Here is a 24,496-nt window from a genome sequence, read left to right as displayed (position 1 = left end):
CTCTCCCCTTGTGGGAGAGGGCATGTTCGCTATTGCCTTGCATTCGGTTGGGTGAGGGGTCTGTCTCCGCGGAGAGAACCCCTCATCCGTCGCGGACTGCGTCCGCGCCACCTTCTCCCACAAGGGGAGAAGGGAAGTACGGCAGAGCCAGCGTTAGCGCGGCGCCATGCGGATGGCGCCGTCGAGGCGGATGGTTTCGCCGTTGAGCATCGGGTTCTCGACGATGTGGACGGCGAGGTTGCCGTACTCCGAGGCATCGCCGAGGCGGGCCGGATGCGGCACCTGGGCGCCGAGACTCTTGCGCGCCTCCTCGTTGAGACCCATCAGCAGCGGCGTCAGGAACAGGCCGGGCGCGATGGTGTTGACGCGGATCTTCAGGCTGGCGAGGTCACGTGCGGCCGGCAGCGTGAGGCCGACGACGCCGCCCTTCGAGGCGGAATAGGCGATCTGGCCGATCTGGCCTTCATAGGCCGCGACCGACGCGGTGTTGATCGCGACGCCGCGCTCTTCGCCGATCGGGGCTTCGGTCGCCAGCCGCTCGGCGAACAGCCGCAGCACGTTGAAGGTGCCGATCAAATTGACGTTGATGATGCGGACGAACTTCGCCAGCGGATAGACGCCGTCCTTGCCGACGATGCGCTGCGAGCCGCCGATGCCGGCGCAGTTCATCAGCACGCGCGCGATGCCGTGCGCGGCCTCGGCCTTGGCGATCGCCGCCTTGATCGCGTCCTCGTCGGTGACGTCGGCATGCAGCGCGACGCCCTTCACCTCGGCGGCGACCTTCTCGGCGTTTTCCTTGTTCTGGTCGATCACGCCGATCTTGGCGCCCTTGGCGGCCATGGCGCGCGCGGTTGCGGCACCAAGGCCGGAGCCACCGCCGGTGATGAGAACGGCAACGTCTTTCAACTGCATGGATACAACCTTTCCTTGGGCGTTTCTTCTCTAGACTTCGAACTTGTTATCCGGCGGCAACCGCTGCCGTTTCCTTGTCGGGATTGAGCACGCCGCCGAAGATCAAGGCTTCCATATGCTTGATGTACTCGCGGCAGACCTCGTCGGTGACCGGACCGACGCCGACCGCGCGCGACATCGCGTGGCGGCCGAAGAACAGATGATCGCAGGCGCCGATCAGGCTGGTGTAGAACAGCACCGGATCGATCTTGCGGAATTCGCCGGCCTTGATGCCTTCGGCGAGCAGCCGGCGGTGAAAATCCAACAGCGGCGCGACGAAGAATTTCGACACCTCGTTCGCGGCGGCAGGCGAGCTTTCGTGCAGGAGATAATGGATCAGCCGGTTCATATAGGGGAACTGGTGATACGCGCGGATGATGCCGCCGATATGCAGCCGCAGTTTCGCGGACGGCGTGATCGGCTGGCTGATGAGATATTCGAGCTGCGATATCTCGGTGGCGGCGTCGCGCGCCAGCAGCGCCAGCAACAGCCCGTCCTTGTTGCCGAAATGATATTTCACCAGCGCGGCGTTGACGCCCGACTTCTGCGCGATGTCGGACAGCGAGACCTCGATGGAGGCGCGTTCGATCATCAGCTCGCTGGCTGCGACCAATAGCTTGTCGGCGGTGGCATTTTTGCCGGCCGGAAGTTTCGTCGGTACGCTGGTATTCAACTGCGCTCTGGTCCCGCTCAGTGTCAGGGTTCGACGGTAAATCGAGGCCGCACATAAGCCCATGGCGGGGTCGCACTCAAGAGTTAATTGATTGATTGACTAAATGCTGAGCCGCCCCTTAAATCCGGCCCAACTTTCAGACCGCCCAATCCGGAAACATCAGGGAGATCAGACATGGCCGAGGCATATATCGTCGCCGCCGCTCGCACCGCGGGCGGCCGCAAGGGAGGGCGTCTCGCCGGCTGGCATCCGGCCGATCTGGCCGCGACCGTGCTCGATGCGCTGGTCGAGCGCACCGGTGCCGATCCCGCGCAGGTCGAGGACGTGATCATGGGCTGCGTGATGCAGACCGGCGAGCAGTCCACCAACATCGCGCGCAACGCGGTGATGGCCTCGAAGCTGCCGGAGAGCGTGCCCGCGACCTCGATCGACCGCCAGTGCGGTTCCTCGCAGCAGGCGCTGCACTTCGCGGCGCAGGCCGTGATGTCTGGCACGATGGACTGCGTGATCGCCGCCGGCGTGGAATCGATGACCCGCGTGCCGATGGGCCTCGCCTCTTCGCTGCCCGCCAAGAACGGCTTCGGCCACTACAAGAGCCCGGGCATCGAGGCGAAGTATCCCAACATCGTCTTCAGCCAGTTCACCGGCGCGGAGATGATGGCCGAGAAGTACGGCCTGTCGAAGGACGAGCTCGACGAATACTCCTATAACAGCCATCAGCGCGCGATCGCGGCAACGCAGGCCGGCTATTTCAAGGACGAGATCGTGCCGGTGACAATCACCCGCGCCGACGGCTCGACCGACACCCACCACATCGACGAAGGCATCCGCTTCGACGCCAGCCTCGACGGCATCAAGGGCGTCAAGCTGATCGCCGAGAACGGCAAGCTCACCGCCGCGAGCGCCAGCCAGATCTGCGACGGCGCCTCCGGCGTCATGGTCGTCAACGAGAAGGGCCTGAAGGCGCTCGGCGTCAAGCCGATGGCGCGCATCCATCACCTCACCATGATGGGCGGCGACCCCGTGATCATGCTGGAAGCGCCGCTGCCGGCAACCCAGCGCGCGCTGCAGAAGGCCAGCATGAAGATCGACGACATTGATCTCTTCGAGGTCAACGAGGCCTTCGCCTCGGTGCCGACCGCGTGGCTGAAGACCACCGGTGCCGATCCGGCCCGGCTCAACGTCAATGGCGGCGCGATCGCGCTCGGCCATCCGCTTGGCGGCAGCGGCACCAAGCTGATGACGACGTTGCTGCATGCCCTCAAGCAGCGCAACAAGCGCTACGGCCTGCAGACCATGTGCGAAGGCGGCGGCATGGCGAACGTGACGATTGTCGAGCGGCTGTAACGCCGCGAGATACGAGGCACGCAGCCTCCACATATTAGATGTCGTCCCTGCGAAAGCAGGGACCCATAACCACAAATGCCCGTGGTTAGGCGCGGCTGGGGCCACAACTCAGTCCAACAAGAAAAATTGGTGGTTATGGGTCCCCGCGTTCGCGGGGACGACCACTTTTGATGCCCTGAGGAAACACAATGACCCATCCGTCGATACACGCGCGTACCCATCCGAACAAGATCGCCTACCAGATGGCGGGTAGCGGCAAGGCGATCACCTACCGCGAGCTCGACGAGCTCTCGAACCAGGGCGCGCATCTGTTCCGCTCGCTCGGCCTGAAGGCCGGCGACCACATCGCGCTGCTGATGGAAAACCGCCTCGCCTTCATGGAGATCTGCTGGGCCGCGCAGCGCTCGGGTCTCTATTACACGGCGATCAGCCGCTACCTGACGGAAGAAGAGATCGCCTACATCATCAAGGACTGCGGCGCGAAGGTGTTCATCACCACCCCGCAATGCGCCGACAAGGTGAAAGGCTTGATCAAGGGCGAGGTGGGCGAGCCGCTGTTCTACATGATGGACGAGCCCGCACCGGGCTTCCGCTCCTATGACAAGGAGGCCGGCGCGCAGCCGACCACGCCGGTTGCCGACGAGGTCGCGGGCTACGACATGCTGTACTCCTCCGGCACGACCGGCCGGCCCAAGGGCATCAAGAAGGAGTTCGAAGGCAACCGGATCGACGTGCCGAACCCGTTCCTGCGGATTCTCACCGCCGACATGTGCGGCATGAATGCCGACTCTATCTACCTATCACCGGCGCCGCTCTATCACGCGGCCCCGCTGCGCTTCAACATGATGGCGGCTGTGCTCGGGGGTACCTCCGTCATCATGGAGCATTTCGACGCCGAGGAATTTCTGAAGCAGGTCGAGAAGCACAAGGTGACGCAGTCGCAGCTGGTGCCGACCATGTTCGTGCGCATGCTGAAGCTGCCTGACGAGGTGCGGAGCCGCTACAAGGTCTCGTCGCTGAAGGGCGCGATCCACGCCGCGGCGCCCTGCCCGGTCGACGTCAAGGCGAAGATGATCGAATGGTGGGGACCGATCCTGATCGAGTATTACGCCGGCTCCGAAGGCAATGGCGTCACGGTCTCGACCTCGCAGCAATGGCTGACCCACCGCGGCACGGTCGGCCGCGCCGTGGTCGGCAAGGTCAAGATCCTCGACGAGAACGACGAGGAGGCGCCGACCGGCCAGATCGGTCAGGTCTTCTTTGCCGACGCCCCGGCGTTCTCCTATCACAACGATCCCGAGAAGACGAAGAAGGCCTACAACGCCAAGGGCTGGTCGACGCTCGGCGATGTCGGTTACCTCGACGAAGAGGGCTTCCTCTATCTCACCGACCGCAAGAGCTACATGATCATCTCCGGCGGCGTGAACATCTACCCGCAGGAGACCGAGGACGTGCTGATCACGCATCCCGCGGTGTCCGACGTCGCGGTGTTCGGCGTGCCGAACGAGGAGATGGGCGAAGAGGTCAAGGCCGTGGTGCAGCCGCACGACATCACCAGGGCCGGCAAGGACCTCGAGGCCGAGCTGATCGCGTTCTGCCGGCAACATCTGTCGCCGATCAAATGCCCGAAGAGCATCGACTTCGAGCAAGAGCTGCCGCGCACGCCGACCGGAAAACTGGTGAAGCGGCATTTGCGCGACCGCTATTGGCCGAAGGCTCCAGTCAAGGCATAGCCGCGCTTCACCCTCCCCTGGAGGCCCCTCCAGGGGAGGATGAAGAGCGCACGCAGCCCAGCCCGCCGGCGCTGCTGACCCACTCCTACAACTCCGCCGCTGGCTCACACGCAGCAGACACCACGGCACGCAGATGCAGCTGGCCGTGTTTGCCTGTCGCTGTGGTGGTCCACTGCGCATCGATCTGCTGAAAATCCTCCGACAGCTTGCCGCGATGGCTGCCGTCGGTTTCGAACGCCCCGTTGCCGTCAGGGGACCGTTCGAATATCTCGACCTCGAGATCGGACAGCCGGATGAACATCTGCACGCCGATCTTGGTCACGCGACGGCCGACCTCGTATGAACCGCAGCCGAGCGCTTCCGCGTTCTGCTCGTTCAAGGCCTTCACCTTGTCGAAAGTGATGACGATGTTCTGCACCGTGTTGTCGCCGTCCCACAGGAATTCGCCGATATAAGCGTGCGGCAGCTTTTCGGTCAGCTGCTTGATATCGGCGGCACGCACCGCCGAGATCAGCAGCAGGCTTGCGGCCACAATCATGAGACCCAGAAGCGACGTCCAGCCGGGCTGCTCTGCAATCTTCGCGTGGCGCATGCGGTATGCATCCCCTGGGCAATATTGCTATCGTTCAACAATGACCGTCAGCATACAGTGAAATGCGCTGGTTCTGCGGCGATGCCCAACAGGTGATCTGCACAATGGAAGCCCTCCCCGACGTTCCGCTCCCCTCCACCATCCGCTCGCGTTATGTCGACGGGATCAACGGCCTGCGCATGCATGTGCTGGAAGCGGGCTTTGAAACATCCGGCCGGCCCTGCCTGTTGCTGCTGCACGGCTTTCCGGAGCTGGCGTTTTCCTGGCGCAAGGTGATGCCGAAGCTCGCCGATGCCGGCTATCACGTCATCGCACCGGACCAGCGCGGCTATGGCCGCACGTCAGGCTGGAGCGCGGATTATGACGGCGACCTCGCGTCATTCCGCCTGCCCAATCTGGTGCGCGACGCGCTCGGGCTGGTTGCGGCGTTCGGGTACAAGCACGTCGATGCCGTGATCGGGCATGATTTCGGTTCGTCGGTCGCGGCGTGGTGCGCGCTGATCCGGCCCGACGTGTTCCGTGCGGTCGTGATGATGAGCGCGCCGTTTTCGGGGCCGCCGTCGCTGCCGTTCAACACCGCGAGCGCGCCGGCGAAGCCCGCGACCGAAGACCCCGTGCATCGCGAGCTCGCCGCGGCGCCGCGGCCGCGCAAGCATTACCAATGGTACTATTCGACGCGTCCGGCCAATGACGACATGCATCGCGCGCCGCAAGGCGTGCACGACTTCCTGCGCGCCTATTACCACCACAAGAGCGCGGACTGGAAAGACAACAAGCCGTATCCGCTGCAATCCTGGTCGGCGGGCGAATTGGCAAAACTGCCGACCTATTACGTGATGGATCTCGCCAAGGACATGGCCGCGACCGTCGCCGAGGAAATGCCGTCACGCGAGGCGATCGCCGCCAACACATGGCTGCCGGATAGCGAGCTCGCCTATTACAGCGCCGAATATCAACGGACCGGATTCCAGGGCGGGCTGCAATGGTATCGCTGCGGCACCTCGGGCGCGTTCGTCCCGGAACTGCAGACCTGGAGCGGCCGCACGATCGACCAGCCGTCGGCCTTCATTTCCGGCAAGCAGGATTGGGGCACCTACCAGCGGCCCGGCGTGTTCGAGGCGATGCGGACGAAAGCCTGCACCAACATGATCGGCTGCCATCTGGTCGACAGCGCCGGCCATTGGGTGCAGCAGGAACAGCCCGATGAGGTGAGCCGGCTGCTGCTCACATTCCTGCGAGAGGCGGGCGCGCAGCGCTAAGCGCCCGTTCGGCCGTCGCATCGCATCCCGTTGATCTCACGCGTTTTCTTCGCCCAGCCCGCGCGGCTTGCCGGTGCTGCGGCAGCGAACCCGGCCGATCCGGATTTGACCCGGCGCCAGTGCAACTCTATAGTTTAGAACTATTCTAATTCTAAACTCAGTGAACAAGGCGTCGCCGTGAAGAATTTCGCCGATCTGACCGAGCGCGAGGTGCTGGCGGTCGCGATCGCCTCCGAGGAGGAGGACAGCCGCATCTACATGACGTTCGCGGAAGATCTCGCCGAGCGCTATCCCGACACCGCCAAGATTTTCGAGGAGATGGCCGATGAGGAACGCGGCCATCGCCACCGGCTGCTGGAAACCTACGAGCAGCGCTTCGGGGCGCATCTGCCGCCGATCCGGCGCGAGGACGTCAAAGGCTTTTTGCGCCGGCGCCCGATCTGGCTCACCAAGAACCTGCCGCTCGACACCATCCGCAAGGAAGTCGAGACCATGGAATTGGAGGCCGAGCGCTTCTATGCCAAAGCCGCCGAGAAGGCCGAGGATGTCGGCGTGCGCCGCCTGCTCGGCGATCTCGCCGAGGAGGAGAAGGGCCACGAGAAGCTCGCGGTGAAGCTGACCGGCGAGATCCTCAAGCCCGACGTGCGCGCGGAGGAAGACCGCACGCGTCGGCGGATGTTCGTGCTGCAATATGTGCAGCCGGGCCTTGCCGGATTGATGGACGGCTCGGTCTCGACCCTGGCGCCGCTGTTCGCCGCCGCTTTCGCCACGCATCATAACTGGCAAACATTCCTGGTCGGGCTTGCCGCCTCGATCGGCGCCGGTATCAGCATGGGCTTTGCCGAGGCGCTGTCCGATGACGGCTCGCTGACCGGGCGCGGCTCGCCCTGGCTGCGCGGCCTGACCTGCGGCTTGATGACGACGCTCGGCGGGCTCGGCCACACCATTCCCTATCTGGTGCCCGACGCCTGGCCGAACGCATTCTGGATCGCGACCGCGATCGCCGGGATCGTGGTGTTCTTCGAATTGTGGGCGATCGCCTTCATCCGCGCGCGCTACATGGACACGCCGTTCCTGCAGGCGGTGTTCCAGATCGTGCTCGGCGGCGCGATCGTGCTCGCGGTCGGCATCCTGATCGGCGCGGCATAGCAATTCCGATCAAACACGGCGACGACGTCACGGCTACAGCGCTTGCGGGCGGCAGCCAAACTGCCGATCATTGCGCCAACAACAAACCGGGAGCACGCCGTGGCCAAATCGCAATACAGTTTCAAGACCGCCGTCGACCTGTCGGAAGCGCTGCGCAACAAAGAGGTCTCGGCGGTCGAGCTCGCACAGGACGCGATCGGCCGCATCGAGCGCCACGACGGCAGGGTCAACGCGGTCTGCGTGCGCGACTTCGAGCGCGGTCTCGCCGCTGCCCGCGCCGCGGATGCCGCGATCGCGCGCGGCGAGCACAGGCCGCTGCTCGGCATTCCCATGACGGTGAAGGAATCCTTCAACGTCGCGGGATTGCCGACCACCTGGGGCTTCCTGCCGCAAAAGGATTTTGTCCCGACCGAGGACGCGCTGTCGATTCAGCGGGTGAAGGACGCCGGCGGCGTCATCCTCGGCAAGACCAATGTGCCGGTCGGGCTTGCCGACTGGCAGAGCTACAACGAGATCTACGGCACCACCAACAACCCCTACGACCTCGGCCGCACGCCGGGAGGCTCGTCCGGCGGATCGTCGGCGGCGCTCGCCGCGGGCTATGGCGCGCTGTCGCTCGGCTCCGACATCGGCGGCTCGCTCCGCGTGCCGGCGTTTCATTGCGGCATCTATGCGCACAAGCCGACCTTCGCGCTGCTGCCGTCGCGCGGCCACACCGCGCCGCCGGCGCCGCCCATCATCTATGAGCGCGACCTTGCGGTGACCGGCCCGATGGCGCGCGGCGCGGCCGACCTGTCGCTGCTGCTCGACGTGATCGCCGCGCCCGATCCGCTCGATGCCGGCAAGGCCTATCGCCTCGACCTGCCGGCGGCGCGCCACGCCAGCCTGAAGGATTTCCGGATCCTCGTGATCGACACCGATCCGGTGCTGCCGACCGACAAGGCGGTTCGCGGCAGCATCGACAAGCTCGCGAGCCACCTCGACAAGGCCGGCGCGAAAATATCGCGTTCGAGCCCGCTGCTGCCGGATTTCGCGGCGTCCTCGCGGCTCTATATGCGGATGCTGCTGTCGTTCCTCGCCGCGACCTTCCCGCCGGAGGTCTATGCCGGCGCCTGCGCGGCGGCGGCCGCGCTGCCGGCCAGCAACAACAGCCTGCAGGCCGAGCGGCTGCGCGGCATCGCGCTCAGCCACCGCGACTGGGTGCAGGCGACGGTCGCCCGCTCGCGGCTGCGCGCGCAATGGCGCGAGCTGTTCAAGTCGTTCGACGCGGTGATCTGCCCGATCATGCCGACGCCGGCCTATCCGCACGATCATGCGCCCGACCAGGAGCAGCGGCGGATTTTGATCGACGGTCTGCCGCACATCTACACCGACCAGCTCGCCTGGCCCGGCATCGCGACCCTGCCCGGCCTGCCTTCGACTGCGATCCCGACCGGCTTTGCTCCGGATGGATTGCCGGTCGGCGTGCAGATCGTCGGCCCATGGCTCGAGGATCGCACGCCGCTCAAGCTCGCCGAGCTGATCGAGCGCGAATTCGGCGGCTTCGTGCCGCCGAAGATGTTCGATGATTGATACTTGCCATCGTCATTGCGAGCGAAGCGAAGCAGTCCATATGTCGGTCTGCGCGGAGGGCGTGGATTGCGTCGTCGCTTCGCTCCTCGCAATGACGAGGGGAAACCGGGAGGAAGACCAATGAGCAACGATCTCGAGGAGCTGACAAAGCTCAACAACGATTACGTTGATTCAGTTCAGAACTGCGACGTCAAGCGCTTCGACGAAATCCTGGCGCAGGACTTCTACTGCACCAATCCCGACAAGAGCCTGGTCGACCGCGCTGCCTTCCTGAAGCAGACGGCGATCCCGGTGAAGATCAAGGGGCTGAAGGCCGAAGACGTCAAAATCCGCATCCTCGGCGATTTCGCCATCATCCACGCCCAGACCAGTTACACCAACGCGGATGGTGAGCCGGCGCGCGGCCGCTACACCGATTGCTGGGCGCGGCAGAACGGAAAATGGCTCGCGGTATCTGCGCACGTCGCGCGGTGAGGCTGACAACAATCTCAACCGTCGTCCCGGCGAAGGCCGGGACCCATAACCACTGCTATTTGTGGTGAGTAAAGAAAGTCGTCCACCTCCGCGCCCAAAGCGGGGCCGCGGCGTATGGGTCCCGGCTCGCGCTTCGCTTGGCCGGGACGACACAGCTCAACTGTCGAACATGATCACGCTGCGCAGCGTCTTGCCGGCTTTCATGTTGGCGAAGCCCTCGTTGATCTCGGAAAGCTTCAGCTTGGCCGAGATCCAGTCCTCCAGATGCAGCTTGCCGCGCATGTAGAAGTCGACGAGGCGCGGCATGTCGACGCGGAAGTGGTTGGAGCCCATCGACGAGCCCTGGATGCGGCGCTCGCGCAGGAAGTCGAAGCCGTGCAGCTCGATCTTCTGACCGAACGGGATCATGCCGACGATGGTCGCGGTGCCGCCCGCCGCCAGCATGGCGAAGGCCTGCTCGGCGGTGTCCTTGCGGCCGAGCACCTCGAACGAATGCTGCACGCCGCCGCCGGTGAGTTCGCGTACCTGCTGGACCACGTCGCCGCGGGCCGGATCGACGATGTCGGTAGCGCCGAGCTTGGTCGCAAGCTGCAGCTTGGCCGGATTGGTGTCGATCGCGATGATACGGCCGGCGCCCGCGATCTGCGCGCCGTTGATCGCGGCCATGCCGACGCCGCCGCAACCGATCACAGCCACGGTCTCGCCGGCGGTCACCTTCGCGGTGTTCACCACGGCGCCGTAGCCGGTGATGACGCCGCAGCCGATCAGCGCGGCGAGATCGAGCGGCATCTCCTTCTTGATCTTCACGATGGCGTTCTCGTGCACCAGCATCTGCTCGGCGAACGACGACAGATTGAGAAACTGATTCAGCTTCTCCTTCCTGCCCCATGACAGGCGGTTGGAGGCGCCGGGCAGCATCTTCACGGTGGTGTCGGTGCACAGCACGGTGCGGCCGGTCGTGCAGTTGTCGCAGGTGCCGCAGAACACCGACAGGCAGGTGACGACGTGATCGCCGGGCTTCACGTAATTGACGTCGGAGCCGACCTTCTCGACCACGCCGGCCGATTCATGCCCGAGCACCGCCGGCAGCGGGTGCGGATACAAGCCTTCCATGAAGTGCAGGTCGGAATGGCACAGGCCCGCAACCGCGGTGCGGATCAGGACCTCGCGCGGCCCCGGATTGGGCACGCTGACATCCTCGATCACCAGCGGCTGATTGACTTCATGCAGAACGGCGGCCTTCATCGGGGTCTCCCTTGACGTTTTTGATTGTTTGAAAAGTTCGCTCGCGCGGCAGCCTACGCTGCGTCAAGCAATTCGCCAACCTCGGCCATGCCGACCGCGCGATCGCCGAGCAGGTGCTCGGTCATCCTGCGCTGAGCGGTATTTTCCGTTAGCCGGAACGGATCGCCCGGCAGCACGCGATGATCGACCACCATCCGCGACAGCAACAGCCGGCGCGCATCGCCGCGCATCTCGTGGATGCGTCCGCCCTCCCATGCCAGCGCCACTGCGCTTGCAACGTGATAGAGCAGGCTGGTGGCACGCCGCGCGTCGCCCTCGTTGTCGACGCGGCTCGCCACCTCGCGCGCAAACGCGACCGCACGGTCGCTGAGATCGCGCAGCCGGTTGCGCCAGGCCTGCGGCACATTCGCGCTGTCATCGAGCCGCGCATGCAGATCGGCGGCGAGCGCATTGTCGGCGCCATGGCGGCCGACCGCGCGCTTCAGCGCATCGATCGCGACGATGTTGCCGGTGCCCTCCCAGATCGAGCCGAGATGCGCATCGCGCAGCAGCCGCGGCGTGACGAATTCCTCGATGTAGCCGATGCCGCCGCGCATCTCCATCGCATCGCCGCAGACCTTGCGGGCGTCGCGGGTAGCACGGAATTTTAGCGTCGGCGTCAGGATGCGGAGCAGCGCCGCGGCGTCCTGGCTGCCGGCCTCGGCGCGGTCGAGCGCGTCAGCGGTCAAAAAGCTCATCGACAGCGCCTGCTCGGTGCGCAGCATGATCTTCATCAACTGCCGCCGCGCCAGCGGCAGGTCGATGATGCGCTGGCCGAACACCACGCGGCCCTTCGCCACGGTTATCGCGTCGTGCCAGGCTCGCCGCATCAGCGCGGTCGATTTCACGCCATTGGAGAGCCGCGACGAGTTCACCATCTCGGCCATCTGCACGAAGCCGCGGTCGAGCTTGCCGACGGCGTAGGCAATCGCGCCATCGAGCTTGATCTCGCCCGAGGCCATCGAGCGGGTGCCGAGCTTGTCCTTCAGCCGCACGATCCGGTAGTGGTTCTGCGAACCGTCATCGAGGAAACGCGGCATCAGGAACAGGCCGACGCCGCGGGTGCCCGGCCCCGCGCCTTCCGGCCGCGCCAGCAGCATCACCACCTTGGCATCGGCGTTGGAGCAGAACCATTTCTCGCCATAGAGCCGCCAGTGATCGCCCTCCTGCACGGCGCGCGTGGTCAGCGTGCCGACATCGGAGCCGCCCTCCTTCTCGGTCATGAACTGGCCGCCCTGCGTCAGCTTGCTCATGTCGGTCTGGGTCAGGCCGTCGAGATATTTCGCCTTCAACGCCTCGCTGCCGAAATTCGCCAGCAGCTTTGCACACCCGTCGGTAACGTTGATCGGGCAGCCCATGCCGAATTCGGTCTGGTTGAACAGGAAGGTGAAGGCGTGCTTGGCCACCACAGGGTATTTATCGGGCCAACCCATGATGCCCTTGCGGAGCGACAGCGCATGGATGCCGAACTCGCCGAACGCAGCCTTCTCGATCTCGCGATAGGCCGGATGATATTCGATGTGCTGCACGTCGCGGCCGAACTTGTCACGCTGATGCAACACCGGCGTATGCCGGTCGGCAAGTCGCGCGCATTCGTCGAGATAGCCTCCGGCTAACCTACCGAGGCGGTCGAGATGCGGCTCGATATGGCGGAACAATGCCTCGGGCAGATGCAGCTTCAGAAGATCGGTCAGCGCCGGATCGGCCCGGTAGAAATTCATTCCCGTCGTGTCGGGCGCCAGCAGCCCCGGCTGGTTGGTGGCGGCTGACGTTTTCGGATCCTGCTTGTGCGGCTGCATTGAATTCCCGGCTGCGGTGCTCATTTGTTTGGGCACGACTATCCTCCTCCGGCCGAGCAAAGGAAAGCCCAATGGATATTCCAAAGTACAAGATCGCCCTGATCGTCGGTGCCGGCGCGGGCCTCAGCGCCTCCTTGACGCGGCTATTTTCGCGAGAGGGAATTCGCGTGGCACTGGGCGCCCGCAGCATCGAGAAACTCGGCGCGCTCTGCACCGAAACCGGCGCACGCGCCTATGCCTGCGATACCACCAAGGCCGAGGATGTCGAACGGCTTTTTGGTCTGGTCGAGCGCGAGATCGGAACACCTGATCTCGTGGTCTACAACGCCAGCGGCCGCTCGCGCGGGCCGTTCGTTGAACTCGTGCCCTCAGAGGTCGAACAGGCGATCGCAGTCTCCGCGTTCGGCGGCTTCCTGGTAGCGCAGGAGGCGGCGAAGCGCATGCTGCCCAGCAAGAAAGGCGCGATCCTGTTCACCGGCGCCTCTGCCAGCGTGAAGGGCTATGCGCAGTCGGCGCCGTTCGCGATGGGCAAGTTCGCGTTGCGCGGCCTCGCGCAGAGCATGGCACGCGAATTGTCGCCGCAGGGCATCCACGTCGCGCATTTCGTGATCGACGGCGGCATCCGCAGCGCCGCCCGCACCGAGCCCGCCGACCGGCCGGACTCGATGCTCGATCCCGACGCGATTGCACTGAGCTACTGGAACGTGCTGCAACAGCCGCGCAGCGCCTGGACCTGGGAGCTGGAATTGCGGCCCTGGGTTGAGAAGTTTTGAGATGACGTAGATCATGCAAGCAGCGTAGGCTGGACGCAAACCGCCACCATATTCGTCATTGCGAGGAGCGAAGCGACGAAGCAATCCATTCCACCACTAGCGGCGGCATGGATTGCTTCGCGGAGCCTGTCATCCGGCGGCGCTGCGCGCCGACCGGGTGGCTCGCAATGACGGATGGAACTGGGGAAGGAAAACATGTCGAACGAAATCAAGATCGAGACCGGCACCGACGAACTGCTCTGCGTGATCCGCGATCGCGTCGCCGTCATCACGCTGAACCGCCCGGATGCCCGCAACTCGCTGTCGGATACCTTGACGCCGGCGCTGCGCACCATGATCCGGACCTGCGGAGAGAATCCCGAGGTCGGCGTGCTGCTCGTCACCGGCGCCGGCAAGGCGTTCTGCGCCGGCGGCAATGTCAAGGGCATGGGCGCGCATCGCGACAAGAAGAAGCTCGAAATGTCCTATGAGGACAAGGTCGCGGATTTGCAGGAGCGTCAGCGCCTGCTCACCGGCGCGCTCGCCTCGGTGCGCAAGCCGACGATTGCCGCCCTTCCCGGCCCCGCGGTCGGCGCCGGCCTTGCGATCGCGATGGCCTGCGATATCCGGATCGCCGCACAATCCGCTTTCATCTCGACCGGTTACTTACGCGTGGCGCTGAGCGGCGATTACGGCATGGCCTGGCTGTTGACGCGCCTGGTCGGCACCTCGCGCGCCCGCGAATTGATGTTCACTTCGGAGAAGGTTGACGCCGCGAGGTGCGAGCAGATCGGCCTCGTCAACCGCGTGGTGCCGGACGAAACGCTGCAGGACGAAGCCTTCGCGCTGGCAAAGTCGATCGCCGAGGGCCCGACGCTCGCGCTTCGCTACATGAAGGACAATCTCGACGAGGCGCTGCAATTCGACTTCGCCACCGCGCGCGACCACGAGGCCGAGCGGCTGATCCGGCTCACCACGACGGCCGATCACAAGGAGGCGGTGCAGGCCTTCATCGAGAAGAGGAAGCCGGTGTTCCGGGGGAGTTGAGCGCGATCTCTTCTCCTTCCCCCTGAAGGGGGAAAGGTCGGGATGGGGGTCAGCCACACGCGCCATTGCCGGGGAGAGAGAAGATCCCCACCCGCTTTGCTCTGAGGAGCAAAGCGACCTCCCCTTTTCAAGGGGAGGTGAGAACTCGTAGCCCGGATGAAGCGAAGCGAAATCCGGGACAAGCCTCGCGGCGGTACGACCCCGGATTGCGCTGCGCTTCATCCGGGCTATGGAGTCGGAGCAATCAAAAAGAAAAGGGCCCGGTTCTGGAGGGGCCAGAACCGGGCCAGTCAGTCAAACCGCAAGCGAGGACATCGCGGCCAAGCGGGAAGTGGCGGCAAGCCGCCAGCTGGCACAGGGAATGTCTTGCGGTTCGACGTGGATCTCTTTCACGAAGCGCACCAGCTTCCAGTCGCCGGGGCTCTGGGTGAAGGCGTAGCCCGACTTGCGGGCTAGGCCGATCATCGTCGCATTGGAACGCAGCGTGTCGCCGAAGATGCGCTCGGCTCCGAAGGACGCCGCGCGGCATTCGAGATTCTTCAGCAACGCCTTGCCAATGCCGTGGCCCTGCCACCGGTCATCGATCGACAGGCCGAACTCGACGCTCGACGTATCGGCATGGAAGGCGTAGCGGGCTTCGCCGACGATGGTCTCAAAGCCATCGACCAGCATCGTCGCGACCACCGTGAACCGGTCAGCCTCGCCGACATGGATGAAACGCTCGAGCTCCGTCTTCGGCAGCTCACTCAACGCGCCCAGGAAGCGGTTGTAACGGGACCCCGCGGAGAGCGAGCGGATGTAGCTCTGCAGCTCTTCGCGGTCGCGCGGCTCGACGAAGCGCACCTTGATCTCGCTGCCGTTCTTGGCGCGCAGCACGTCAGAGTATTGCTTGAGATCGTCGAGATGCAGCGCAACCATGACACGCTCCTCGGGTGAAGAAATCAGCCGGCGCCCCTCATCGAGGCGGCGCCAGCGGTGGCGCCCTTCTCAGGCCCGCCAGAACGGCTTCTCGGTCTCGAACACGATGTCGCTGCGGGACATGCCGATGTCGTGCAGATCGCGCTCGGTCCACTGCGACAGCTCGCGGCGGCGCTCGTAGCGCTCCCACCAGACATGCAGCGTCTCGCCGACCTGGTTCAGCAATCCGGGAGTATGATGATTTGTCATCGATTCATGGGTGAAAATGGACATCTGCGGCTCCTGTCGGTAACCTGTTGGCAGTAACATCGGAGCTATTTGGTCCGCTCACAAACGACACTTTGTACCGTTTCGCATGAATTAAAGTCATGCATTTGGAGACGCACAAGAGATGACCAGCCGCCTGCCTTCGCTGAATGGCCTGAGGGCGTTCGAGGCCGCCGCACGGCATATGAGCTTCACGCTGGCGGCGTCCGAACTGAACGTGACGCAGACGGCGATCAGCCATCAGATCCGGCGGCTCGAGGAGGAGCTCGGCGTCCGCCTGTTTATCCGCCAGAACCGCTCGCTGAGCCTGACGCCGGAGGCTACCGAATACCTTCCCGGCGTCCGCGCCGCCTTCAATGACCTCAGGCTCGCAACTGATCGCCTATTGCGCCGGGACGACGATCACGTGCTGACCGTCTCGACGCTGGCATCCCTTGCCGCCAAATGGCTACTGCCGCGGCTGTCGGCCTTCCAAGAGGCGCATTCCGGCATCGACGTTCGCATCACCACCTCGACCAGCCTGGTCGACTTCCAGCGCGACAAGGTCGACGCGGCGATCCGCTATGGCCGCGGCCAATGGGCGGGCTTGCGTGCGGACTGGCTGATGGCGGATGAGCTGTTTCCGGTGTGCAGCCCGTCGCTGCTGCAGGGAACCAAGCCGCTGAAATGCCCTGAAGACCTCAGGGATCACACGCTCCTGCACACCAGCAACGCCAACAGCGACGACTGGCGGCTGTGGCTGACCGCGGCGGGGCTGCCGACCGATATTTCCAAGCAGCCCGGCGTCACCTTCGACCTGCTGTTCGTGACGATCCAGGCCGCGATCGACGGCATCGGCGTCGCGATGGGCCGCACCTCCTATGTGCAGGACGACATCGCCAAGGGCCGCCTCGTGGTTCCCTTCAAGATCGCGCTGCCAGCCGACGCCGGCTTCTACCTGGTTTCGCCGCAGGGACGCGCCGATACGCCAAAGCTCTCCGCGTTCCGGAACTGGCTCGGCACAACGGCACACGCCGCGCCTTGATGCGGCGCACACGACGGCCGGAGCTTCGATTCTGATTGAACCAGAGCCGAAGCGCTAGCGCGTTGTTTTGACGAGGTTTATTCGCGCGAACCGGTATCCTTTTCGCTCGAAAACGCTCCTGCGATGTCCGCCTACGGCTTTTTTCCATAGCCCCCCGCGTGATTTCGGGTTGGTCGCGCCAGACAGGCGTGCCAAATTGCCGCACATGGCAGTTAACTGCTTTGGCCGGCGAAACAATTTGCGCCGGCCGTTTCGTCACGGGGAGGAAAGGGCGTTATGTCGCAGTCGAGTTCATCGCAAGTCCCGCAGATCAAATCGCGTCTTGGCGCCATCCTGCGCGCGACCAGCGGCAATTTCCTCGAGCAGTTCGATTTCTTCCTGTTCGGCTTCTATGCGCAGGCGATTGCGAAGGCGTTCTTCCCCTCCGAGAACGAGACCGCGGCGCTGCTCAACGCGTTCGGCGTGTTCTGGCTCGGCGCCCTGATGCGCCCGGTCGGCGCCGTCGTGCTCGGCGCCTATATCGACCGCATCGGCCGCCGCAAGGGCCTGATCGTGACGCTGTCGATCATGGCTATCGGCACCGTGGTGATCGCGCTCTGCCCGAGCTATGCGACCATCGGCATTGCGGCGCCGATCATCGTGCTGATCGCGCGCCTGCTGCAGGGCTTCTCCGCCGGCGTCGAGCTCGGCGGCGTCTCGGTCTATCTCGCGGAGATCGCCACGCCCGGCAATCGCGGCTTCTACACCTCGTTCCAGTCGGCGAGCCAGCAGGTCGCGATCTTCGTCGCCTCGATCCTCGGCTTCGTCCTCAGCGAGAGCATGCCGGCCGCGACCGTTGCCTCCTGGGGCTGGCGCATCCCGTTCTTCGTCGGCTGCCTGATCATCCCGGTGATCTTCTTCCTGCGCCGGACTCTGGAGGAGACCCCGGCGTTCCTCGCGATGAAGAAGCATCCGACCGCGAGCGAGGTGTTTGCCTCGGCGATCGCGAACTGGCGCATCGTCGTCCTCGGCATGATGATCGCGGTGCTGACCACCACCACTTTCTACTTCGTCACCGTCTATACGCCGACCTTCGGCAAGACCGTGCTGAAGCTCTCGACCCAGGACGCGCTGCTGGTGACGCTGCTGGTTGCGGTGACCAACTTCATCTGGAATCCGGTCGGCGGCGCGGTGTCCGACCGGATCGGCCGCAAGCCGGTGCTGCTGGCGATCGCCGGCCTGTCCCTCATCACGGCCTATCCGGCGCTGCACTGGCTGGTGACCAATCCGTCGTTCGGGAAGATGCTGGCGGTCGAGATGATGTTCTCGTTCTATTTCGGCGTCTACAGCGGCACCATGCTGGGCTGCCTGGTCGAGATCGTGCCGGCGCATGTCCGCACCACCTGCTTCTCGCTGGCCTTTGCGCTGGCGGCCGGGCTGTTCGGCACCTTCACGCCGTTCGCCTCGACCTGGCTGATCCAGCAGACCGGCGACAAGGCTTCGCCCGGCTACTGGCTGATGTGCGCCGCAGCTCTCGGCATCGTCGCCACACTGATCGTCTATCGTGACGGCCAGACCATCGAGCAGCGCGAGACGGTTGCGGCCTGATATTCCACTTCGCGGCCGGGCGGGCTCGCTGGGCATGACTTCTTTGGAAAATCGCGACACGCTTTTCCGGATTATGCTCATGCGCCCGGCCGTGTTGCTTTCCATGCCAACAACGATAACAAGAGCGCATGGTTGATCTGACGCGCAGGTTCGACGTCCTGGTGATCGGCGGCGGCAACGCCGCGCTGTGCGCTGCGATCAGCGCACGGCGCGCCGGCGCCTCGGTGCTGGTGCTGGAAGGCGCCCCGAAGTTCTATCGCGGCGGCAACACCCGCCACACCCGCAACATGCGCTGCGCCCATGACGCGGCGACCGAAATCCTCACCGGTCCCTACACCGAGGACGAGTTCTGGAACGATTTGCTGCTGGTGACCGGCGGCCAGACCGACGAGGAACTGGCCCGCTTCATGATCCACGAATCCAAGGACATCCTGAACTGGATCGTCGAACAGGGCGTGCGCTGGCAGCCGTCGCTCGGCGGCACGCTGAGTCTTGGCCGCACCAACTCGTTCTTCCTCGGCGGCGGCCGCGCGATGCTGAACGCGCTCTATCGCACTGCCGAGGAGCTCGGCGTCGACATCCTCTACGATGCCGAGGTCATCGACCTCACGGTCGAGGACGGCATGTTCCTTTCGGCGCAGCTGAAGCAACCGGTCGGCGGCAAGACCGAAGTCCGCGCCTCGACCCTGGTCGCGGCCGCCGGCGGCTTCGAGGCCAACATCGAATGGCTGAAGGAGTCTTGGGGCGATGCGGCCGACAATTTCCTGATCCGCGGCACGCCCTATAATCGCGGCGCGATCCTCAAGATGCTGCTCGCCAAGGGCGTGCAGGAGATCGGCGATCCGACGCAATGCCATGCGGTGGCGATCGATGCGCGCGCGCCGAAATTCGACGGCGGCATCATCACGCGCCACGACTCGGTCGTGTTCGGCATCGTCGTCAACAAGCATGCCGAACGGTTCTACGACGAGGGCGAGGACATCTGGCCGAAGCGCTATGCGATCTGGGGCCGGCTGGTCGCCGCGCAGCCGGACCAGATCGCCTACATCATCTTCGACTCGACTGTGGTGACGAGCTTCATGCCGACGCTGTTTCCGCCGATCGCGGGCGCGACGATTGCCGAGCTCGCCGGCAAGCTCGAGCTCGACGCGGCCGCGCTGGAAAAGACCATCACCGAGTTCAACGCCGCAGTGCCGCCCGGCACCTTCGACCACACCATCCTCGATGACTGCGCTACCCAAGGCATCACGCCGCCGAAGACGCATTGGGCGCGCCGGATCGAGACGCCGCCCTATCTCGCCTATCCGGTGCGGCCGGGCATCACCTTCACCTATCTCGGCACCCGCGTGAACAGAGAGGCGCGGATGCTGATGAAGGACGGCAAGCCGTCCGCCAACATGTTCGCCGCCGGCGAGATCATGGCCGGCAACGTGCTCGGCAAGGGCTATGCCGCCGGCATCGGCATGACCATCGGCAGCGTGTTCGGCCGCGTCGCTGGCCGGGAAGCAGCCAAGAATGCGCGGAACTGAAGGCGGGACTGACGCGATGCACGGGACGAGGATCTTGCAGGAAGCCGACCGTCTGATGACGGTGTGCAATTCCTGCCGCTATTGCGAGGGCCTGTGCGCGGTGTTTCCCGCGATGGAGATGCGCCGCGCCTTCTCCGACGGCGATCTCAACTACCTCGCCAACCTCTGCCATGGCTGCGGCGCCTGCTACACCGACTGCCAGTTCTCGCCGCCGCACGAATTCAACGTCAATGTACCGAAGACGCTTGCGGTCGCGCGCGCCGAATCCTATGCCGCCTATGCTTGGCCGCGCGCCTTTGCCGGCGCGTTCGCGCGCAACGGCCTCGTCATCAGCCTGATCGCAGCGCTCAGCGTCGCCGCCTTCATCTTCGGCTTCGCCGCGATCAATGATCGCGGCGTGCTCACCGGCATCCACACCGGTCCCGGCGCGTTCTATAAATTGATTCCGCACAACGCGATGGCGCTGCTGTTCGGCTTGGCCCTGCTCTACGCGATCCTGGCGCTGGTGATGGGCGTGCGCGCGTTCTGGCGCGACATCGGCGAGCCGGTCGGCATGACGACGGATGCGAAGGCGCTGTTGCAGGCGGTCCGCGACGCCGGCGAGCTGCGCTATCTCGACGGCGGCGGTGTCGGCTGCTTCAACGAGGACGACCAGCCGACCGACCGCCGCAAGCTGTATCACCACTTCACGTTCTACGGCTTCATCCTGTGCTTCGCCGCGACCTGCGTCGGCACGCTGTATCATTACCTCTTGGCGCGCGAGGCGCCCTATGCGTGGTGGGACCTGCCCGTCGTGCTCGGTACGCTCGGCGGAATCGGGCTCGTGGTCGGCCCACTCGGTCTGCTCAGCGAAAAATGGAAGCGCGACCGCGTGCTGGTCGACGAACAGCGCATGGGCATGGATACCGCGTTCATCCTGATGCTGTTCTTGACCAGCATCACCGGCCTCGCCCTGCTGCTGTGGCGCGAGACCGCCGCGATGGGCCCGCTGCTGGCGCTGCATCTCGGCGTGGTGTTCGCGCTGTTCATCACCATGCCCTACGGCAAATTCGTGCACGGCATCTACCGCTTCGTCGCGCTGGTGCGCTATGCGCGCGAACGGCAGACGATGGCCGAATGAATGGTGGTGGGTTAACGCAGCGTAGCCCGGCTTACGAATTCATCCTGCATCGGGCTTTGTCGCCAGAACACAGAACCACTCATTTGTCTCGACCAGCTGAGCCTGCGTGAAGCCGGCTGCTGTCATCTTTTCCGCGACCCCTTCCTTGGGCTGTCCGGAGTAGCGCGTAAAGCCGAGTGCGATCCTGCCGCTCGGCTTCATCACGCGCCGGACCTCCCGTAGCCCGGCGACGGCGTCCGGCCAGACTTGCATCGAGTTGATCGCCAGCACGCTGTCGAAGCTGTCCGCATCGAATGGCATGCGCTCCACGGAGCCAAGCCGAAGCTCGACACGACCATCCTCGATCGCGGCCGCGTTCCGGGCGCGAGCTTGCCCGACCATCTCCTGCGACGGATCAATGCCCGCGACGCGTGCCGCCGGCACCAATGTCGACAGGCGTTGAAGGACGACGCCCGGACCAAACCCGACCTCGAGCACGCTATCGTCCGGTCCGACCTCGAGGCGATCTGCGACCCACGCGCCGCAATCGGCATTGGTGCGCGCCATGATCATGCCGCCGAGCCTGCCCAGGAGACCCCGAGGACGGCCAAACGCACGCAAGAGGATGCTTTGCACGGCGCTCACCGATTGCCATCTCCGGTGAACAGGATTTCGGGACGGTCGCGGCTACAAATCCACCACCACGTAGTCGCTCTCTACCGCGACCTTGATGGTCTCGGCGACATACGGCCCCTTCACCACATTGGTGCCCGGCTCGACGCTGACCGGATAGGCGCGCACGCGGAAGCGGCGCGGGTCGCAATAGGACTGGCCTGTGCGGATGTCGAACTCCCAGCCGTGCCAGGGGCAGCGCAGGATCTCACCGAGCTTGGTGTATTCGATCTCGCCGGGATCGGACGATGAGGCGAGCCCGATCAGCGGCCCCTCGCACAGCGCCGCGCCCTGATGCGGGCAGCGGTTCAGCAGGCCGAAGAACTCGCCCTTGACGTTGAAGATCGCGATCGGCCGTCCGTCGATCTCGAGGAATTTTCGCGAACCCGGCGGCAGCTCGTCCACCGGGGCGATCACATGCCGCGCCATCAATCGTTCTCACGCATGATCTGATTCGAAAAACCGGTTCCCACTTTTTCGGATCATGCGATACCGTACAGCTGCCTGGCGTTGTCGAGATAGAACGCCTGGCGATTGGCATCGCTGACGCCGGCCGGCAGCACGCGCGACGGCTCGTCGTAATCCCAATGCGGGTAATCGGTCGCGAACAACAATCTGTCCCAGCCGATCCACTCGATGGTCTGGAACAAATGGTCGCGGCTCTCCGGATCCTCCATCGGCTGCGTCGTCCACCAGATGTGGTCGCGGATATATTCCGACGGCTTGCGCTTCAGATGCGGCACTTCGGTATGCAGCCGCGCAAACACCTTGTCGAGGCGCCAGGCCAGCGATGGGGCCCAGCCGAACCCGGCCTCGACCATCACCATCTTCAATTTCGGGAAACGCTCGAACACGCCTTCGAGCACGAGGCTCGCCAGCGCGGTCTGCTGGCACTGCGAATGCCCGACCATCTCCTCGATATAGTAGCTCGGCCATCCCGACGCGGTGATCGGGTTGCCGCCGAAGCCGAAGGCGTGCACGCCGATCGGAAGGCCGGCTTCCTGTGCCGCCTCATAGATCGGCCAGTAGCGACGCTGGCCGAGCGGCTCGACATTGCGGCTGAGCAGCAGCACCTGGACGAAATTTGTGTCGCCTGCGCGCTTGCGGATTTCGGCGGCGGCTGACACGCCATCCTCATTGGCGACGACGACCGAGCCTTTCAGTCGGGAATCCTTGCTGGTCCATTTCTCGATCTGCCAGTCGTTGATGGCCGAGCAGATCGCGCCGGCGAGATCCTGGTTGCGGATGCCCTGCCCGGTGTTGAGCGGGTTGAGCACGCCGAGCGCGACATTGTTGGGATCGAGGTGCTGCTTCTGCATGAAGGACAGCGACGAGCCCTGCGGGCCGCCTTCCGGCGGATAGGCATCGCGGCGCGACGCATTCGGCTGCGCCTTCGGATAGGGCGGGCCTTCCATCATGCCCTGATAGGCATGGACGCCGAAGGTCTCGAGATGCGCATGCCAGCGCTTTTCGAGATAAGGATACAGCTCGTCCTTGGTGGCGCGGGCCGGATGGATGTCGCAGTCGGCGATCGCGGTCTTGATGCTCGTCGGCGACGCGGTTTCGGGGCGCTCGCGAAGCTGGATGTTCATGGCGTCATCTCCTTCACCTTGAGCCGGCCATAGGTCGCATGCGGATTATCGATCATGATCTTGCGCACCAGATCCTGCGACAACCCCTGCGGCAGCACCTCGTCACCATCGAACTGCCAATGCGGATAGTCTGACGAGAATAGGATCAATTCGTCCGACTGCATATGGTCGAACAGGCGGTTCAGCGTGTCTCCGTCCGGCGGCGCATCGATCGGCTGCAGCGAGAAGCGGATGTTGCTGCGCACAATCTCCAGCGGCGCGCGGTCGACCCACGGGGTCTCCATGCGCACGCCGCGCCAGAACTTGTGCAGCCGCCACAGGAATGGCGGCAGCCAGGTGAAGCCGGACTCCAGCATCACCATCTTCAGGTTCGGATGGCGCGCGAACACGCCCTCGACGATCAGGCTGGTGAGCTGGGTCTGGAACGCCTGCGCCTGCGCGACATAATCCTCGATGTGATAGGAACCCCAGCCGACCGAGGTCGGCGGATTGTGATAGGCGCTGCCGGCATGGATGCCGACCGGCAGGCCGAGCCGTTCGGCCGCGGCGTAGATCGGCCAGTAGTGACGCTTGCCGAGCGGCATGTCGCCCATCACGAGCATCAGCACCTGCACGAAACGCCTGTCCTGCGCACAGCGCTCGATCTCGGCGACCGCCTTTTCGATGCTCTGCACCGGGATCACGATCGAGCCGCGCAGGCGATCGTCCTTGTCGAGCCATTCCTTGACCAGCCAGTCGTTCAGCGCGCGGCAGAACGCATCGGCCATGTCCTCGGAGAACACCATCTGCACGCCGTAAAGCGGATTGCAGATGCCGTAGGCCGTGCCGAACCGGTCGAGCGCCTGGCGCTGCATGTCCGCAAGGCTCGAGCCCGGCTTGCCTTGCGCGGGACGCCAGTCCGGCCGCGACGCGATCGGCGAATTGGTCGGATAGGATTGCGAGATCAGGTCGGTCATGCCGCGCGTCGTCACCTGGTCACGCCAGTAGTCGTTCATGTACGGCAGCAGGCTGGTGAGGTGAGGTACGGCGGGATGCAGATCGCAATCCACGCCGCCCGCGATCGGCGACGTCATGATGTTTCCTCCGCGCACGCTCTTACGACAAGCTTGTCGGGCGGCGCTTGGTTCTTGGCTCGCATTCAAGCAGGCCATGCCGCGGCCTGCAACTCGGCAAGGG

23 protein-coding genes are annotated in these 24,496 nt (G+C 64.6%); 12 read left to right on the top strand and 11 right to left on the bottom strand.

Going from position 1 to position 24,496, the window contains the following annotated elements:
- Nucleotides 1-153 precede the first annotated feature (153 nt).
- Entirely contained in the window at nucleotides 154-912 is a 759-nt protein-coding gene (locus PMN64_RS12245; RefSeq protein ID WP_016847447.1) for an SDR family NAD(P)-dependent oxidoreductase, read from the bottom strand.
- Between the two features lie 46 nt (nucleotides 913-958).
- Nucleotides 959-1,687 carry a TetR family transcriptional regulator gene (locus PMN64_RS12240; RefSeq protein ID WP_035631022.1) on the bottom strand — a complete coding sequence of 243 codons (729 nt, stop codon included), beginning with the start codon at nucleotides 1,685-1,687 and terminating at the stop codon, nucleotides 959-961.
- A gap of 111 nt (nucleotides 1,688-1,798) precedes the next feature.
- Here PMN64_RS12240 and PMN64_RS12235 point away from each other — a divergent pair, with 111 nt between their 5' ends.
- Nucleotides 1,799-2,971 carry an acetyl-CoA C-acetyltransferase gene (locus PMN64_RS12235; protein WP_411780876.1) on the top strand — a complete coding sequence of 391 codons (1,173 nt, stop codon included), beginning with the start codon at nucleotides 1,799-1,801 and terminating at the stop codon, nucleotides 2,969-2,971.
- A gap of 188 nt (nucleotides 2,972-3,159) precedes the next feature.
- On the top strand, nucleotides 3,160-4,704 hold the full coding sequence (locus tag PMN64_RS12230; protein WP_411780875.1) for an acyl-CoA synthetase: 1,545 nt from the start codon (nucleotides 3,160-3,162) through the stop codon (nucleotides 4,702-4,704).
- An 85-nt stretch (nucleotides 4,705-4,789) separates the two neighbouring features.
- Here the strand turns inward: PMN64_RS12230 and PMN64_RS12225 are convergent, their stop codons facing one another.
- Complete coding sequence (locus PMN64_RS12225; protein WP_411780874.1) at nucleotides 4,790-5,296, bottom strand: hypothetical protein; 507 nt, start codon at nucleotides 5,294-5,296, stop codon at nucleotides 4,790-4,792.
- A gap of 104 nt (nucleotides 5,297-5,400) precedes the next feature.
- Between PMN64_RS12225 and PMN64_RS12220 the strand changes: the two genes are divergently transcribed.
- The 4 genes from PMN64_RS12220 to PMN64_RS12205 all read left to right on the top strand — a co-directional run bounded on the left by PMN64_RS12220 (nucleotide 5,401) and on the right by PMN64_RS12205 (nucleotide 9,750).
- On the top strand, nucleotides 5,401-6,555 hold the full coding sequence (locus PMN64_RS12220; RefSeq protein ID WP_411780873.1) for an alpha/beta fold hydrolase: 1,155 nt from the start codon (nucleotides 5,401-5,403) through the stop codon (nucleotides 6,553-6,555).
- Between the two features lie 177 nt (nucleotides 6,556-6,732).
- Entirely contained in the window at nucleotides 6,733-7,704 is a 972-nt protein-coding gene (mbfA, locus tag PMN64_RS12215; RefSeq protein WP_028339122.1) for an iron exporter MbfA, read from the top strand.
- A gap of 99 nt (nucleotides 7,705-7,803) precedes the next feature.
- Complete coding sequence (locus PMN64_RS12210; RefSeq protein ID WP_411780872.1) at nucleotides 7,804-9,276, top strand: amidase; 1,473 nt, start codon at nucleotides 7,804-7,806, stop codon at nucleotides 9,274-9,276.
- Nucleotides 9,277-9,396: 120 nt separating this feature from the next.
- A complete protein-coding gene (locus tag PMN64_RS12205) occupies nucleotides 9,397-9,750 on the top strand; it encodes a nuclear transport factor 2 family protein (RefSeq protein WP_411780871.1) in 354 nt (117 codons plus the stop codon).
- 156 nt (nucleotides 9,751-9,906) lie between these two features.
- Here PMN64_RS12205 and PMN64_RS12200 read toward each other — a convergent pair whose 3' ends face one another.
- Nucleotides 9,907-10,995 carry a Zn-dependent alcohol dehydrogenase gene (locus PMN64_RS12200; RefSeq protein ID WP_018269116.1) on the bottom strand — a complete coding sequence of 363 codons (1,089 nt, stop codon included), beginning with the start codon at nucleotides 10,993-10,995 and terminating at the stop codon, nucleotides 9,907-9,909.
- A gap of 53 nt (nucleotides 10,996-11,048) precedes the next feature.
- Complete coding sequence (locus PMN64_RS12195; protein ID WP_411780889.1) at nucleotides 11,049-12,833, bottom strand: acyl-CoA dehydrogenase family protein; 1,785 nt, start codon at nucleotides 12,831-12,833, stop codon at nucleotides 11,049-11,051.
- 71 nt (nucleotides 12,834-12,904) lie between these two features.
- On the opposite strand from PMN64_RS12195, the gene PMN64_RS12190 reads away from it, so the two are divergent.
- Nucleotides 12,905-13,606: an SDR family NAD(P)-dependent oxidoreductase gene (locus PMN64_RS12190; RefSeq protein ID WP_028339127.1), complete on the top strand. Its 702-nt coding sequence runs from the start codon at nucleotides 12,905-12,907 to the stop codon at nucleotides 13,604-13,606.
- Nucleotides 13,607-13,801: 195 nt separating this feature from the next.
- Nucleotides 13,802-14,632, top strand: coding sequence for an enoyl-CoA hydratase (locus PMN64_RS12185; protein WP_026191961.1), 831 nt, complete (start codon nucleotides 13,802-13,804; stop codon nucleotides 14,630-14,632).
- Between the two features lie 294 nt (nucleotides 14,633-14,926).
- On the opposite strand, the gene PMN64_RS12180 is transcribed toward PMN64_RS12185, so the two are convergent.
- Nucleotides 14,927-15,550 (bottom strand): N-acetyltransferase family protein, encoded by a 624-nt coding sequence (locus PMN64_RS12180; RefSeq protein WP_411780870.1) that lies wholly within the window; start codon nucleotides 15,548-15,550, stop codon nucleotides 14,927-14,929.
- Nucleotides 15,551-15,619: 69 nt separating this feature from the next.
- Nucleotides 15,620-15,823, bottom strand: coding sequence for a DUF1127 domain-containing protein (locus PMN64_RS12175; protein WP_028339130.1), 204 nt, complete (start codon nucleotides 15,821-15,823; stop codon nucleotides 15,620-15,622).
- Between the two features lie 118 nt (nucleotides 15,824-15,941).
- On the opposite strand from PMN64_RS12175, the gene PMN64_RS12170 reads away from it, so the two are divergent.
- The 4 genes from PMN64_RS12170 to tcuB all read left to right on the top strand — a co-directional run bounded on the left by PMN64_RS12170 (nucleotide 15,942) and on the right by tcuB (nucleotide 21,077).
- Nucleotides 15,942-16,841, top strand: coding sequence for a transcriptional regulator GcvA (locus PMN64_RS12170; RefSeq protein ID WP_411780869.1), 900 nt, complete (start codon nucleotides 15,942-15,944; stop codon nucleotides 16,839-16,841).
- Between the two features lie 276 nt (nucleotides 16,842-17,117).
- Nucleotides 17,118-18,428: an MFS transporter gene (locus tag PMN64_RS12165; protein WP_411780868.1), complete on the top strand. Its 1,311-nt coding sequence runs from the start codon at nucleotides 17,118-17,120 to the stop codon at nucleotides 18,426-18,428.
- 128 nt (nucleotides 18,429-18,556) lie between these two features.
- Complete coding sequence (gene tcuA, locus PMN64_RS12160; RefSeq protein ID WP_411780867.1) at nucleotides 18,557-19,957, top strand: FAD-dependent tricarballylate dehydrogenase TcuA; 1,401 nt, start codon at nucleotides 18,557-18,559, stop codon at nucleotides 19,955-19,957.
- 16 nt (nucleotides 19,958-19,973) lie between these two features.
- On the top strand, nucleotides 19,974-21,077 hold the full coding sequence (tcuB, locus tag PMN64_RS12155; protein WP_411780866.1) for a tricarballylate utilization 4Fe-4S protein TcuB: 1,104 nt from the start codon (nucleotides 19,974-19,976) through the stop codon (nucleotides 21,075-21,077).
- Nucleotides 21,078-21,116: 39 nt separating this feature from the next.
- Here the strand turns inward: tcuB and PMN64_RS12150 are convergent, their stop codons facing one another.
- From PMN64_RS12150 to PMN64_RS12135, 4 genes are all read right to left on the bottom strand, one after another.
- Nucleotides 21,117-21,629: a class I SAM-dependent methyltransferase gene (locus PMN64_RS12150; protein ID WP_411780865.1), complete on the bottom strand. Its 513-nt coding sequence runs from the start codon at nucleotides 21,627-21,629 to the stop codon at nucleotides 21,117-21,119.
- A gap of 114 nt (nucleotides 21,630-21,743) precedes the next feature.
- Nucleotides 21,744-22,157: a Rieske (2Fe-2S) protein gene (locus PMN64_RS12145; protein ID WP_050403872.1), complete on the bottom strand. Its 414-nt coding sequence runs from the start codon at nucleotides 22,155-22,157 to the stop codon at nucleotides 21,744-21,746.
- 53 nt (nucleotides 22,158-22,210) lie between these two features.
- Nucleotides 22,211-23,320 (bottom strand): amidohydrolase family protein, encoded by a 1,110-nt coding sequence (locus tag PMN64_RS12140; protein ID WP_411780864.1) that lies wholly within the window; start codon nucleotides 23,318-23,320, stop codon nucleotides 22,211-22,213.
- Nucleotides 23,317-24,393 (bottom strand): amidohydrolase family protein, encoded by a 1,077-nt coding sequence (locus tag PMN64_RS12135; RefSeq protein ID WP_411780863.1) that lies wholly within the window; start codon nucleotides 24,391-24,393, stop codon nucleotides 23,317-23,319. Before PMN64_RS12135 ends, PMN64_RS12140 begins: the two co-directional genes overlap by 4 nt.
- Nucleotides 24,394-24,496: the final 103 nt, after the last annotated feature.

The sequence above is a fragment of the Bradyrhizobium sp. UFLA01-814 genome (genome assembly GCF_046718885.1).
GTDB lineage: Bacteria > Pseudomonadota > Alphaproteobacteria > Rhizobiales > Xanthobacteraceae > Bradyrhizobium > Bradyrhizobium elkanii.
Note: the sequence above shows the minus strand (reverse complement) of the source record. Positions and strands in the feature narration are given on the sequence as shown.

Coding starts and splice junctions, on each gene's coding strand:
- PMN64_RS12150 (WP_411780865.1), bottom strand. CDS start 21,629: ATGATCATGGCGCGCACCAATGCCGATTGCGGCGCGTGGGTCGCAGAT.
- PMN64_RS12145 (WP_050403872.1), bottom strand. CDS start 22,157: ATGGCGCGGCATGTGATCGCCCCGGTGGACGAGCTGCCGCCGGGTTCG.
- PMN64_RS12220 (WP_411780873.1), top strand. CDS start 5,401: ATGGAAGCCCTCCCCGACGTTCCGCTCCCCTCCACCATCCGCTCGCGT.
- PMN64_RS12195 (WP_411780889.1), bottom strand. CDS start 12,833: ATGCAGCCGCACAAGCAGGATCCGAAAACGTCAGCCGCCACCAACCAG.
- PMN64_RS12165 (WP_411780868.1), top strand. CDS start 17,118: ATGTCGCAGTCGAGTTCATCGCAAGTCCCGCAGATCAAATCGCGTCTT.
- PMN64_RS12200 (WP_018269116.1), bottom strand. CDS start 10,995: ATGAAGGCCGCCGTTCTGCATGAAGTCAATCAGCCGCTGGTGATCGAG.
- PMN64_RS12225 (WP_411780874.1), bottom strand. CDS start 5,296: ATGCGCCACGCGAAGATTGCAGAGCAGCCCGGCTGGACGTCGCTTCTG.
- PMN64_RS12135 (WP_411780863.1), bottom strand. CDS start 24,393: ATGACGTCGCCGATCGCGGGCGGCGTGGATTGCGATCTGCATCCCGCC.
- tcuA (WP_411780867.1), top strand. CDS start 18,557: ATGGTTGATCTGACGCGCAGGTTCGACGTCCTGGTGATCGGCGGCGGC.
- PMN64_RS12245 (WP_016847447.1), bottom strand. CDS start 912: ATGCAGTTGAAAGACGTTGCCGTTCTCATCACCGGCGGTGGCTCCGGC.
- PMN64_RS12240 (WP_035631022.1), bottom strand. CDS start 1,687: ATGGGCTTATGTGCGGCCTCGATTTACCGTCGAACCCTGACACTGAGC.
- PMN64_RS12180 (WP_411780870.1), bottom strand. CDS start 15,550: ATGGTTGCGCTGCATCTCGACGATCTCAAGCAATACTCTGACGTGCTG.
- PMN64_RS12140 (WP_411780864.1), bottom strand. CDS start 23,320: ATGAACATCCAGCTTCGCGAGCGCCCCGAAACCGCGTCGCCGACGAGC.
- PMN64_RS12190 (WP_028339127.1), top strand. CDS start 12,905: ATGGATATTCCAAAGTACAAGATCGCCCTGATCGTCGGTGCCGGCGCG.
- PMN64_RS12185 (WP_026191961.1), top strand. CDS start 13,802: ATGTCGAACGAAATCAAGATCGAGACCGGCACCGACGAACTGCTCTGC.
- PMN64_RS12170 (WP_411780869.1), top strand. CDS start 15,942: ATGACCAGCCGCCTGCCTTCGCTGAATGGCCTGAGGGCGTTCGAGGCC.
- PMN64_RS12230 (WP_411780875.1), top strand. CDS start 3,160: ATGACCCATCCGTCGATACACGCGCGTACCCATCCGAACAAGATCGCC.
- PMN64_RS12235 (WP_411780876.1), top strand. CDS start 1,799: ATGGCCGAGGCATATATCGTCGCCGCCGCTCGCACCGCGGGCGGCCGC.
- PMN64_RS12205 (WP_411780871.1), top strand. CDS start 9,397: ATGAGCAACGATCTCGAGGAGCTGACAAAGCTCAACAACGATTACGTT.
- tcuB (WP_411780866.1), top strand. CDS start 19,974: ATGCACGGGACGAGGATCTTGCAGGAAGCCGACCGTCTGATGACGGTG.
- PMN64_RS12175 (WP_028339130.1), bottom strand. CDS start 15,823: ATGTCCATTTTCACCCATGAATCGATGACAAATCATCATACTCCCGGA.